The sequence below is a fragment of the Serratia sp. Z4 genome, assembly GCF_009900725.1.
GTDB classification, from domain to species: Bacteria; Pseudomonadota; Gammaproteobacteria; order Enterobacterales; family Enterobacteriaceae; genus Serratia; species Serratia nematodiphila.
Genome location: NZ_JAAABD010000008.1, coordinates 49,588 through 62,340 on the forward strand (window position 1 = coordinate 49,588; position 12,753 = coordinate 62,340).

Below are 12,753 nucleotides of genomic sequence, written 5' to 3' on the forward strand. Positions count from 1 at the left end.
CGACACGTGAGCGTGTGTTTATTGTGTGAAGCAGGCGCCGATCCCGGCGCCTTGTCTGTTTTGGCGCAGCGCTGGCGGCTGACGTCCGACGATGACGCGCCGATGGCGCTGGTACTGACCCCAGAACGGCTGGAGCTGCGCAAGCGCGACGAGCCGAAGCTCGGCGGGATCTACGTCGATTTCGTCTCCGGCGCCATGGCGCACCGGCGCCGCTTCGGCGGCGGCCGCGGCGAGGCGGTGGCCAAGGCGGTCGGCATCAAGGGCAGCTACCTGCCGGACGTGGTGGACGCCACCGCCGGGCTGGGGCGCGACGCCTTCGTGCTGGCGGCGTTGGGCTGCCGGGTGCGGATGCTGGAGCGCAATCCGGTGGTGGCGGCATTGCTGGACGACGGCCTGCAGCGCGGCTATCAGGATGCGGAAATCGGCCCGTGGCTGCGCGAGCGCCTGACGCTGCTGCACGCCTCCAGCCTGACGGCGCTGGCGGATCTCAGCCCGCGCCCGGAGGTGGTGTATCTCGATCCGATGTTCCCGCACAAGCAGAAAAGCGCGCTGGTGAAGAAAGAGATGCGGGTGTTCCAATCGCTGGTGGGCAGCGACGATGACGCCGACGGCCTGCTGGAACCGGCGCGCCGTTTGGCGACCAAGCGCGTGGTGGTGAAACGCCCGGACTACGCGCCGCCGCTGGCCGACGTGCCGGCGCACGCCGCCACGCTGACCAAAAGCCACCGTTTCGATATCTACATGCCGCTGTAATGTCAGCCGGGCCCGCCGTGTCGGGCCCTCAGTTTCCCTCCCGCAAACTTTTCCCCACGCCGCCGGCCGGATGCACCGCCAGCAAGGCGCTCTTGTCGTAACCGCTGCGCGCCATCAGGCAGGCGCAGGCGGCGTCGAAGATCGCCAACACCAACACAATTGAGGTGGTGGCCAGCATGTTCAGCGGATCTATCTCCTTCTGCACCCCGGTAGCGATCGTCAGCTGCGCCGCCTGTGCGATGGCGGAATGCGGGTTTTCCGTCACCGCGATCAGCGTCACTCCCTTGGCCTGCAGCGTCGGCAGCAGGCGGGTCAGCTCGTCGGAATTGCCGCCGCGCGAGATCAGGATCAGCAGATCGTCTGCGCGCAGGAAGCCCAGATCGCCGTGCGCCGCGCCGGTGGCGTCGAGATAGACCGCCGGCCGCTCCACGCAGGCCAGCATATGGGCTATCTTGCGCGCCGCAATCCCCGAGGTGCCGACGCCGGTGACGGCGATTTTACCGCGGCAGTCGGCCAGCAGCGCCAGCAGCCGCTGCCAGGTGTGCGCGTCGAGGCGTTCGCCCAGCTGCGCCAGCTCCTGGCTGTAGGTTTGCCAGCCCTGTACGGCCTGCCGCCACTCCTGCTGCATCACGCCTCCTCCTGCATCAACCGGCGGTATTTCATGTGGTCGTTGTACAGCTCGTGGAACACCCGGTATTTACGGTCGTAATAGCTTTTTATCTGGTTGGTCTGCGGCGTCACCGTCTTGCCGATGCGGCTCATGGCGCTCATCGCCTCCGGCAAGGTGTCGAACACGCCGGCCGCCACGGTGCCCATCATCGCGCCGCCCAGCAGCATCGCTTCGCTCTCCTCCGGCAGCAGCATGGCGCAACCGGTGGCGTTGGCGTGCTCCTGCACGAAGATCGGATTCTTGGTGCCGCCGCCGCTGGCCATGATGGTGTCGATGCTGTAGCCGCTGTGGTTCATGGTTTCGATGATGTGGCGGGTGCCGAGCGCGATGGCCTGAATGGTGGCCAGGTAGTGCAGCGCCATGTCTTCCGGCGTGCGCGACAGCTTCAGTCCGGTCAGGATGCCGGTCAGCGTCGGGTTGGCGCGCGGCGAGCGGTTGCCGTGGAAGTACGGCAGCATGTGAATGTCCTGCGTCAGGAAAGCGATGTTCTCCGGCTCGCCGGCCATGCGGCGCAGAATGGCGTTCAGCACCTCATAGATGGTCTGGCCCTGAGTTTTCGCCTGCGCCAGCAGCTCCTGATAGCACGGGTGCGACTGGATGACGTGGTCGATCAGCGCGCCGGTGGCGGACTGGCCGCCTTCGTTCAGCCAGTATTCCGGCAGGATCGCCGAATAATACGGCCCCCAGACGCCGCCGATAAAGCGCGCGGTGCGCGACATCGCCATATGGCCGGTGGAGGTGCCGCCGATCAGCGCGACGCGGCGGTTGAAGTCGGCCACCTCGCCGGAGACGCCGGTGGCGCCCAGCGTGCCAAGGGTGCCGGCGTGGGCGTCGATGATCGATACGCTCACTGCCGTGCCGGCGATCAGCCCCATCTCGCTGGCGGCGCGCTGAGTCAGGCCGTGGCCCAGCGGCTCGCCCATCATTTTAACGTCGCTGCCGATCTTGGCCGCGTCATGTTCCAGCACGTCTTCCAGCCCGATCTGCTGGAAGTAGCTCTTGTCCCAACGCTGCTCGTGGCCGAGATAGGTCCACTTGCACACCGTTGAACACAGCGAGCGGGTGGCGTCCTGGGTAGCGCGCCAGGTGAGGAAGTCCGGCAGATCGAACAGGTAACCGGCGTTGGCCCAGGTGGTGGGCATGTGTTGCTTCAGCCACAGCAGTTTCGGCGTCTGCATCTCCGGCGAAATGATGCCGCCAACGAAGTCCAGCACCCGATGTTTGGTGGCGTTGATGCGCTCGGCCTGGGCGATCGCCCGGTGATCCATCCACACGATGATGTTCTGCTCGGTACGGCCGGAGGGGCTGACGGTCAGCGGTTTGCCCTCTTTATCCAGCACCACCAGCGAACAGGTGGCGTCGAAGCCCAACCCCTTGACCTGGATCGGGTTGATGTCGGCCTGGTTGACCGCGTCGCGCACCGCATTGCACACCGCCTGCCAGATGTTATCCGACGACTGCTCGACGAAATCCGCCTTTGGCCGGTACAGATCGATGGCCCGGCTGGCCTGGCCGACCATGCGCCCATTGAGATCGAATACGCCTGCGCGCGCGCTTCCGGTGCCCACATCTACGCCAATAAAATAGCTCGCCATTATCTGTTTTCTCCTAAGCTTTTCGATTCTGTAACGCGATAAACAGGATCAGCACGCCGCCCCACAGGGCCATGGTCAGGTAGCTGCTGACCCCCAGCAAATTGAGGCCGCTTTCCAACATTTGCAGCACGATCAGCGCCAGCACCAGCCCCAGAATGCGGCCGAAACCGCCGTCCGGGTTGATGCCGCCCAGCACCGAGGCCAGAATGGTCACCAGCAGATAAGATTCGCCGTAGCCGGCCTTGGCCGAGTTGAACTTGGCCATCATCAGCAGCGCGGCGCCCCAGCCGAGCAGCGCCGACAGGATATACACCGCGATCTGCACCCGCGCGGTGTTCACGCCGCTAAAGCGGGTGGCCTGCTCGTTGGAGCCGATCAGGTAGAGGCTGCGGCCCAGCGTGGTGTGCTCCAGCAGCAGCCACAGACCGACCGCCACCAGCAGGAACAGGATCAGCGCCACCGGTACGCCGAGCACAGCGCCGTTGCCGAGAAATTGAATCGCCGCCGGGAAGCCGGAGATCACCGCGCCGTTGGACAGCAGAATATTCAGGCCGGTGATCAGCGTCATGGTGCCGAGCGAGGCGAGGATCGGCGAAACGCCGATCCAGGCTACCAGCACGCCGTTCAGCGCGCCGATCGCCACCGCCACCAACAGGCCGGCCAACAGCGCCAGCGCCAGGAACAGCGGCTGGTCGGGATGGCTGACGATGATCGCCGCCATCACCAGCGAACAGGCGTTGGCGCCGGCGATGATCGACAGGTTGATGCCGCCGGTCAGCATGGTTATGCCCATGCCGAGCGCCAGCAGGCCGAGGATCGGCAGCTGCGAGGCGATCGACTGGAAGTTGCCGAGGCTGAAGAAGCGCGATCCGAGCAGCCCGGCGAACAGCAGCGCCACCGCGATGATGATCGCGCCCTGCAGGCGAATGATCCGATCGTTTGGGATCAACCGAGTTAACTGCGTCATGTCAGATCTCCTTGAGCAGCTTGCGTTTTTCGTTCCAGGCGGTGGTGCTGATGCTGATCAAAATGATCGCGCCGCTGAATACCTGGTGCCAATAGGCCGAGACGCTGAGCAGCGTCAGCCCGTTTTGCAGGAAGGCCAGCAGCACCACGCCGAGCAGGGTGCCGGTCAACGATCCGCGGCCGCCGCTCATGCTGGTGCCGCCCAGCACCACCGCCGCCAATACCGTCAGCTCGAAGCCGAGCAGCGAGTTGGGCGCCACCGACTGGGTGATTTGCGCCTGCACCACCGCCGCGATGCCGGCCAGAATGCCCATATAGCCGTAGACGCAAAAATGCAGCCGCAGCAGATTCAACCCCAGGCGCGACGCCGCGTCGCGATTGCCGCCCATGGCGTAGATCTGGCGCCCCAGCCGGGTGCGGTTCATCAGCACGCCGGTGACGACGATGGTCGCCAGCAGGCACAGCAGCGGCAGCGTCAGGCCGTAGTCGTAGCCGTCGGCGCCCTGGAACGAGAACCAGTTGATGCCGTTCATGAACCAGTCCGGGAAGCCGTACAGCCAGGTACCGTTGGTGGCGTACACCAGCAGGCCGTAGAACAGGTTAAGGGTAGCGATGGTGATGATGATCGCCGGCACCTTGAGCCAATACACCAGGAAACCGTTCACCAACCCGAGCAGCAGGCCGACGCCGATCGCCAGGGCGAACGCCAGCGGGAAGCTGCCGCCGTGCTGGATCACCCAGCTGGCCATCACATACTGCGCGATGGCGGTGACCGCCGGGAACGAAATGTCGATGCCGCCGGCGATCAGCACCACGAACAGCCCGCAGGCCAGGATGCCGAGAATGGCGTAGCTGGTGGCGACGTCGGTCAGGTTGCCGAGCGTCAGAAACTCATCGGTGCCGGCGCTCAGGCCGATCGCCAGCAGCAGCACCAGCAGGCCGAGATAAAACTCGTGCCGCCCGGCCAGGCGGGCCAATAATGACTTATCCATTCACCACCTCGGCGATCTGTTGTTCGGTACTCTGGTGCGGCGCGAATTCGGCGATCAGCTCGCCCTTGCGCATCACCATCACCCGATGGCTGTTGTAATAGGCTTCCGGGATCTCGTCGCAGATCATCAGCACCGCCATGCCCAGCTGCGCCAGATCGCGGGCGATCTGATAGATCCCCTCTTTGTTGGCGATGTCGACGCCGACGGTGGGTGAGTCGAGGATCAGGATCTTCGGCTGGGTTGCGACCCATTTGGCGATGGCGATGCGCTGGGCGTTGCCGCCGGACAGGGTCTTCACCGGCAATGCGCTGTCGGACACCTTGATGTTCAGATCGCGGATCAGCCGGTTGACCAGCTCGGTCGCCTTGGCGTGATCCAGCAATCCAAGCGAGGTATGCAGCCGATCGAAGACGGTGACGATGGTGTTGTCGTAGATCGATTGCTCCATGATCAATCCCTGCGTCAGACGATCCTCCGACACATAACCGATGCCGTGGCGCACCGCTTCGCGGTTGTTGTGCAGCTGCACCGCTTGGCCCTCGATGCGGATCTCGCCGCTGTCCGGCCGCGTCATGCCGAACAGGCTGAGGCACAGTTCGGTGCGGCCGGCGCCGAGCAGGCCGACGATCGAGACGATCTCGCCGCCGCGCAGCGCCAGATTGACGTTGCGGTATTTTTCGCCGCGGCTGAGGTTGCGCACCTCGAGCAGCGGTGCCTGTTCGGCCGGCGGCAGCGGGGGCAGCGGGCTGTAATGGAAGCGTTGGCCGGTCATCAGGAACGCCAGTTCATGGCTGTCCAGTTCGCTGGCCGGCCAGGTGCCCACCAGCTTGCCGTCGCGCATCACGCTGATGCGATCGGCGACTTCCATCACTTCATCCAATCGGTGGCTGACGAACACCACGCAGATGCCGGCTGCTTTCAATTCGTTGACCACCCGCAGCAGGCCGTCGACCTCCTGGCGGGTCAGCGAGGCGGTCGGTTCGTCCATGATAACCAACCGCGCTTCGGCGGCGATGGCGCGGCAAATCGCCACCAGCTGCCGATCGGCGATCGACAGTTTTTCTACTTTTTTATCGGGATCGATGTGTACGCCGACCCGCGCCATGGCGTCCAGCGCCGTCTGGCGCATCACCCGCTTGCGCACCCAGAAGTGGCCGCCGGGCAGGTAACGGTGGATGGCGATGTTTTCCGCCACCGTCAGGTTAGGGAACAGCGACAGGTCCTGGTAGATCACCTGTATGCCGTAATAACCGGACAGCTGCGGCGTCAGGGCGTGGAAGAGTTTGCCTTCCAGCGAAATATTGGCGCCTTTTTCCGGCTGATAGACGCCGGAGATGATTTTAATAATGGTGCTTTTGCCGCAGCCGTTTTGCCCGGCCAGGCAGTGCACTTCGCCTTTATTCAGCGTCAGGTTGATCTGGTCTAATGCCAGCACGCCTGGGAATCGCTTGCTGATATTCTCCAGGGTGATAAATGCGGGGGAGGCTGTCATAACGTTAACCTGTGCTTGCGTAGCGGCCGAAGCCCTGGGCGCAGCAACGCTGCGCCCCTACGAGGGTTTAACTACTTTCCCGGTGTGGCGAAATTACGCGAAAAATCAGAATCCGAGCGATTGGGCGTTGTCTTTGGTCACTTCCAAAATCTTATTAAACCGAATCACTTTGTGCTCCATATCGACGTCGGCCTTACCCAACCCCTCGATCGACAGGTCTTTGTTCACGTCCTTGCCCTGCAGCAGCTGATCGGCCACCGTCACCAGCGCATAACCGGCGTCTTTCGGATCCCACAGCAGCGCTTTCTTGATGTCGCCGCGCATCAGGTAAGGGGCGGCCTGCGCCGGCATGGCGATGCCCACCACCGCGATTTTGTCCTTGGCGCGCTTCTTGGCCACCGCCTGGCCGGCGCCGATCGGGCCGAGCGAACCAAAGCCGATGATGCCCTTCATCTGCGGATAGGTTTTCATCAGATCCAGCGTGGTGGCATAGGATTTGTCGATGCTTTCCGCCACCGGCAAGCGCGAGGTGACTTCAAACATGTCCGGGTATTTTTCTTTCTGGTACTTGATGGCGGAATCGGCCCAGGCGTTGTGCAGCGGCACGGTCAGCGAGCCGACGTAGATCGCGTAGCCGCCTTTGCCGCCCATGTTTTTCGCCAGCTCATCGACGTTGGCCTGCGCGTATTTCTCGCTGTCGATGGTCTCGATGTCCCACTGGCCGATCTGCTGGTCCGGGGATTCATGGGTCAGCACCACGATGCCTTTGTCGCGCGCTTTTTTCAGCACCGGCTCCAGCACCTTGGCGTCGTTCGGCACCACGATGATGGCGTTGACGTTCTTGGCGATCAGATCCTCAATCACCTTGACCTGCGCGGCCGGATCCGGCGTAGAAGGGCCGGTCTGGTAGGCGTTGACGTCGAGTTTTTTCGCCGCTTCGTTGACGCCCACTTCCATGCGGTTGAACCACGGAATGCCGGTCACTTTGGCGACCACGGCAATCTCATATTTATCAGCGGCGAACACAGGTGTTGTCGATAACATGCACGCAGAAACCACACATGCATTTAATAATGCGAGGTTAAATTTCATTAGCTGTACCTTTTTTTATCTGTAGGGGTGGCGGTTTTTCCACCGCTGCAGATTACAAAGGAATGGAAGAGGGGGCGTAGCCGAAGTTAACGAAATGTGATCTGCGCACATTTAAGTAAAATATTGGCGTATTTAGTGTTAAATAAATGTTTAATTATTTGGCGGTGGTAAATTTACTACCAACTAAACGGCTGTAAATAACTTTTTATTAACTTTTAATTAACGTTTGCGCATCATTTTGATGGCTTGGACGCGGAAAAAAATGCCGGCGCAGAGGCCGGCATTGAAGCATTTAATCGATGTGTGAACAAGATCACCTTTGCGCCCGATTACAGCACGCCCTGGGCCAGCATCGCCTCTGCAACCTTGACGAAACCGGCGATATTCGCGCCGTGCACATAGTGGGTTTGCTTGCCCTCGCCGCCGTATTCCACGCAGGCATGGTGAATATCCGCCATGATATGTTGTAAACGTACATCCACTTTTTCCGCCCGCCAGCCGATGCGCGCGGCGTTTTGCGCCATCTCCAGCCCCGAGGTGGCCACGCCGCCGGCGTTGGCCGCCTTGCCGGGCGCGAACAGCACCCCGGCGTCAAGGAAGGCGTCGGTGGCCTGGATGGTGGTCGGCATGTTGGCGCCTTCCGCCACCGCTTTCACCCCGTTGCGGATCAGCGTCTGCGCCGCCTCGAGATCCAGCTCGTTCTGGGTGGCGCACGGCAGGGCGATATCCACCGGCACGTTCCACGGCTGCTGGCCCGCCAGGTAGGTCAGGCCGCGTTCGCGGGCGTAGTCCGCCACCCGGCCGTAGCGCTGGTTTTTGATCTCCGCCAGGTGCGCCAGCTTCTCGGTGGTGAAGCCGTCTTCGTCCACCAGAGTGCCGCCGGAATCCGATACGGTGATCACGCGCGCGTCCAGCTCCAGCGCTTTCTCGATGGTGTACTGCGCCACGTTGCCGGAGCCGGATACCGCCACCCGCATGCCCTCAAAGCCCAGGCCGTGGCGCTGCAGCATGGCGTCGGTAAAGTACACCAGGCCGTAGCCGGTCGCCTCGGGGCGGATCAGGCTGCCGCCGAAGGAGAGGCCCTTGCCGGTAAACACGCAGGCGGTGTTGTTGGACAGTTTTTTCATCATGCCGGCCATAAAGCCGACTTCACGGCCGCCGACGCCGATGTCCCCGGCCGGCACGTCGGTGTCCGGGCCCAAGTGGCGATACAGCTCGGTCATCAGCGCCTGGCAGAAGCGCATGATCTCGCCCTGGCTTTTGCCCTTCGGATCGAAATCGGAGCCGCCTTTGCCGCCGCCCATCGGCAGGGTGGTCAGCGCATTCTTGAAGGTCTGCTCAAAGCCGAGGAACTTCAGGATCGACAGGTTTACCGACGGGTGGAAGCGCATGCCGCCCTTGTAGGGGCCGATGGCCGAGTTGAACTGCACGCGGAATGCGCGGTTGACCTGCACCTGGCCGCGATCGTCCACCCAGCTGACGCGGAACTGAATGACGCGCTCGGGCTCCACCAGGCGCTCCAGCAGCGCCTGTTCGCGATAGCGCGGGTTGCGCTCGATAAATGGCCACAGCGAGGTGAACACTTCGCGCACGGCCTGCAGATATTCCGGCTGGTGGGGGTTATGGCGTTGTAACGAGGACAGGAAAGACTCTACCGATACGGCATATTCCATGGATAACTCCTTTTCGCATTAAATTTCCCCCGCTATTTCTTATAGATTTGGGTATAGGCGATGCTCGGGGGAGGATGTTGTGTCTTTAGCGACTATATCATCGGAGGGCGGTTGATTATCAAGCGATTAATCGGCGTGGCGGCATGAAAAACGCCCGCAGGGCGCGGGCGTTGGTCAGTTAAGTTAGCAAGCGCTTACTTTATTCGTCTTCTTCATCGCGCAGCGGCACGATCAGCATATCGATGTGCACGGTATTGATCAGCTGGCGCGCGGAAGACATCAGCTTGCTCCAGAAGTCCTGGTGGTGGCCGCACAGCACCAGGTCCATATCGTATTTCTTGATGGCGTCCACCAGCACCTGCGCCAGATCGCCGCTGCCGCTCAGGGTCTCAGTGATCGGGTAGCCGGCGTTTTGCGACAGCTCGGTCAGCGCCTGATGGGTTTCTTCAGAGATCCGTTTTTGCATGTCGCCGAGATTGACGTCGATAAGGCCGGTATAGAGGTCGGAATAGTTGACATCGACGTGGATCAGAGAAACTTTGGCGTTATACGGCCGCGCCATAGAGACGGCTTTTTCTACCAGGATCTTGCTTTCCGGGGATAGGTCTACCGCGATCAATATGTGTTTGTAAGCCATAAGAATACTCCTTCCATAAACATGCCGATTAAAAAGGGTTAGCAGGCGTTCCGTGTACCCGCCTGGCGCTGTTGGTTCCATAGTATCATTCGGATAACGCAATGATATGTTGGGGCGATCACACTGCGCCGCATCGAAAATCTCTGCGCACGATACCTTTTGTTGTACACCCGCGTGGCGTAAAAGCCTATGGGGTATGCGGGTTTTAACGGTCTGACCGCTTGAATTATAAGCGTTATTAAACAAAGTATAGCGCTAAATGTGCAATCAGCGCTCCAGATGCGGCTGCAGCAGGCTTTCAAACCACTCATGAAACACCGCCAGGCGCCTTGAGCGCTGGCGGCGATGGGGGTAGATCAGGGCGATCGGCATGGAGGTGGCGCGGTAACCGGGCAGGACTTCCACCAGTTCACCGGCGTCGAGCAGGTGTTGCACGTCGTAGCGCGGGATTTGCATCAGCCCCAGCCCGGCGAGGCAGCAGGCGATATAGCTTTCGGCGTTGTTGACTACCACCCGGCTGGGCAGTTCGAGCCGTTGCGTATGGCCGTCGCCGGTCAGGTATTCCCAGGGGGATTCGCGGCCGGTCCTGGGCGAGGCGTAGCCGATGCTCCAGTGCCCCTCGGCAAGATCGCCGGGGTGGAGCGGATGACCGAATTCGCTCAGGTAGGCGGGGCTGGCGCAGTTGATCAGCGCGATATGGCCGAGCGGGCGCATCACCAGGCTGCTGTCGTGCAGATCGCCGACGCGCACCGCGCAGTCGACCCCCTCCTGCACCAGATCGATGGCGCGATCGGCGGAGCCGAGCACCAGCTGCAGATGAGGGTGGCGCCGCAGCAGGCTGGGCAGCGCCGGCGCGATCAGCCGACGGGCGATGCGGCTCGGCACATCGACGCTGAGCCGCCCGGAGGCCTGCCGTTGGCTGGCCTGAAACGACTGATCGATATCCTCCACCTCGGCCAGCAGCGGGCGCAGCCGTTCGAGCAGCTGTTCGCCGTCGGCGGTCAGCCGCACTTGCCGTGTGGTGCGGTGCAGCAGGCGCACGCCCAGCTGCGTTTCCAGTTGCTGAACGGCGGCGGACACCGAGGCGCGCGGCACCTCCAGCGCATGGGCCGCCCGGATAAAGCTGCCCATCTCCGCCACCTGCACGAATACGCGGTATTGATTGAATCTGTCCATCTCGTTGACCTGCTGTTCCTTGGCGCCGTTTCTGACAGAGAGTGTAGCCGCATGGCGCGGTTGCGCGCGAGCAGGTGCGGGGGCGATAGGTGCCCCCGCCGGGTTTATTTGGTGGTGTAGCCGCCGTTGATCAGGATGGTTTGGCCGGTTATCCACCAGCCGTCGCTGACCAGATGGCGGATGAACGGCACCACGTCTTCGATATCGGTCAGGCCGGTTTGGCTGAATGGCGACAGCGCCGCCGCCGTCTTGTGGTAGGCCACGGCGTCCGCACCCTCTGCCGGGTAGAAGAACGGGGTATCCATCGGGCCGGGGCCGACCGCCGTCACGGAGATACCGCGCTCGCCGAACTCCTTGGCGGCGGCGCGGGTGAAGTGCTCCACCGGCGCCTTGGTGCCGGCATAAGCGGCGTAGAACGGCGTGAAGGCGCCGAGCAGCGAGGTGACCAGCGTGCAGATTTTGCCGTTGTCGTTAAGGTGCTTACCCGCTTCTTTCAGGAAGAAGAACGCGGTTTTGGCGTTGACCGCCGTCATCTCGTCGTACTCGGCTTCGCTGATGTCGATCAGCGGCTTTTTCAGCACCTTGCCGACGGTATTGATGGCGATATCCGGCTTGCCGACGGCGGCGACCGCATCGGCGAACAGCTTCTCGACCGCGCCTGCGGTGGTCAGATCGGCCTGCAGCGCGACACCTTGCGTCCCGGCGGCCTGAATGGCGGCGACGGTTTTCTCCGCTTCGGCTTTGGAAGCGGCGCTGTTGTAGTGGATCACCACCGCTTTGGCGCCTTGTTCAGCCAAATCGCGCGCGATCAGTCCGCCGAGGTTTTTGGCGCCGCCGGCGATGAGGACGGTTTTTCCCTTGATTGAATGGTTTACCATAACAGTTTCCTTGGATGAGCGTAACGGAAACCTGAGTCTAGCCAGCGTGGGGGGAAAGATCAGCGGCGTGGCGCGGGATAGACTATCCAGAAAAGCGACATAATCGAAACGGACGGTTATCGCTTATAACGCCCCGGCAGGTGACTTTTCGGTACAGGGCGGTAAATTTTATCCACTGCTCAGGCCAGTTTGCGTTCCATTAACCTACAATGATGGATATGGGCCTCACCATTTCTCCTCTGAGTAGAACCATGCCGTGCAAATCTCTCTGTGCGGCGCGGCAACGTCTTTGGAGGCGGTGGGTTATGGGCGTGGCTCGTGCAGGCAAAAAAAGGGGATGAGAGCGGTAAGCTCCAGCAGAGTATCGGGTAATGAGGTAGGGCGGTTGGACCCGGCGGATGGCCGCGGATAACAACGCCTTGAGGGGGTAATCATGATCAGTACCGTCGCGCTGTTTTGGGCCTTATGTGTGGTGTGTGTGGTAAACATGGTGCGGTATTACTCTTCTCTGCGCGCGTTGCTGGTGGTATTGCGCGGCTGTGACCCGTTGCTGTACCAATACGTCGACGGCGGCGGCTTCTTCACCGCCCACGGCCAACCCAGCAAGCAGCTGAGGCTGGTGCGCTATATCTTTGCGCAGCGCTATGTCGAACACCACGATCCGGAGTTTATTCGCCGCTGTGAGCGGGTGCGCGGGCAGTTTATGCTGACCTCGGCCCTGTGCGGCCTGGTGGTCATCTGCCTGATAGCGATGATGATTTGGTATTAATGCCTTTCTGTTTCCCTTGATGCAGGCAAAAAAAAGGCGGCCCTGCGGCCGCCTTCCTCA

General features: G+C 61.8%; 12 protein-coding genes. 2 read left to right on the top strand and 10 right to left on the bottom strand.

All coding sequences use genetic code 11. The annotated features are described in order from the left end of the window. Positions 1-6 precede the first annotated feature (6 nt). Positions 7-753 carry a 16S rRNA (guanine(1516)-N(2))-methyltransferase RsmJ gene (rsmJ, locus tag GT753_RS21485; protein ID WP_015379370.1) on the top strand — a complete coding sequence of 249 codons (747 nt, stop codon included), beginning with the start codon at positions 7-9 and terminating at the stop codon, positions 751-753. Between the two features lie 28 nt (positions 754-781). Here rsmJ and GT753_RS21490 read toward each other — a convergent pair whose 3' ends face one another. The 10 genes from GT753_RS21490 to GT753_RS21535 all read right to left on the bottom strand — a co-directional run bounded on the left by GT753_RS21490 (position 782) and on the right by GT753_RS21535 (position 11,924). Then, positions 782-1,381, bottom strand: a complete 600-nt coding sequence (locus GT753_RS21490; protein ID WP_075685879.1) for an SIS domain-containing protein — start codon at positions 1,379-1,381, stop codon at positions 782-784. Beyond that, the gene (locus GT753_RS21495; RefSeq protein WP_004931001.1) at positions 1,381-3,018 is read right to left on the bottom strand and encodes an FGGY-family carbohydrate kinase; all 1,638 of its coding nucleotides are present in this window, start codon (positions 3,016-3,018) and stop codon (positions 1,381-1,383) included. Before GT753_RS21495 ends, GT753_RS21490 begins: the two co-directional genes overlap by 1 nt. A 13-nt stretch (positions 3,019-3,031) precedes the next feature. Next, positions 3,032-3,985, bottom strand: coding sequence for an ABC transporter permease (locus GT753_RS21500; protein ID WP_015379368.1), 954 nt, complete (start codon positions 3,983-3,985; stop codon positions 3,032-3,034). 1 nt (position 3,986) lies between these two features. Further along, positions 3,987-4,976: an ABC transporter permease gene (locus GT753_RS21505; RefSeq protein WP_160125937.1), complete on the bottom strand. Its 990-nt coding sequence runs from the start codon at positions 4,974-4,976 to the stop codon at positions 3,987-3,989. Next, positions 4,969-6,468: a sugar ABC transporter ATP-binding protein gene (locus GT753_RS21510; RefSeq protein ID WP_015379366.1), complete on the bottom strand. Its 1,500-nt coding sequence runs from the start codon at positions 6,466-6,468 to the stop codon at positions 4,969-4,971. Before GT753_RS21510 ends, GT753_RS21505 begins: the two co-directional genes overlap by 8 nt. 105 nt (positions 6,469-6,573) lie before the next feature. Then, a complete protein-coding gene (locus tag GT753_RS21515; RefSeq protein ID WP_031300309.1) occupies positions 6,574-7,560 on the bottom strand; it encodes an autoinducer 2 ABC transporter substrate-binding protein in 987 nt (328 codons plus the stop codon). Positions 7,561-7,889: 329 nt separating this feature from the next. Further along, a complete protein-coding gene (gdhA, locus tag GT753_RS21520; RefSeq protein ID WP_015379364.1) occupies positions 7,890-9,233 on the bottom strand; it encodes an NADP-specific glutamate dehydrogenase in 1,344 nt (447 codons plus the stop codon). A 199-nt stretch (positions 9,234-9,432) separates the two neighbouring features. Beyond that, positions 9,433-9,870, bottom strand: a complete 438-nt coding sequence (gene uspA, locus GT753_RS21525) for a universal stress protein UspA (protein WP_004930988.1) — start codon at positions 9,868-9,870, stop codon at positions 9,433-9,435. Between the two features lie 267 nt (positions 9,871-10,137). Then, a complete protein-coding gene (locus tag GT753_RS21530) occupies positions 10,138-11,046 on the bottom strand; it encodes a LysR family transcriptional regulator (protein ID WP_088382002.1) in 909 nt (302 codons plus the stop codon). A 104-nt stretch (positions 11,047-11,150) separates the two neighbouring features. Beyond that, positions 11,151-11,924 (bottom strand): SDR family oxidoreductase, encoded by a 774-nt coding sequence (locus tag GT753_RS21535; RefSeq protein WP_160125938.1) that lies wholly within the window; start codon positions 11,922-11,924, stop codon positions 11,151-11,153. A 433-nt stretch (positions 11,925-12,357) separates the two neighbouring features. Here GT753_RS21535 and uspB point away from each other — a divergent pair, with 433 nt between their 5' ends. Next, complete coding sequence (gene uspB / locus GT753_RS21540) at positions 12,358-12,693, top strand: universal stress protein UspB (RefSeq protein ID WP_004930978.1); 336 nt, start codon at positions 12,358-12,360, stop codon at positions 12,691-12,693. Positions 12,694-12,753: the final 60 nt, after the last annotated feature.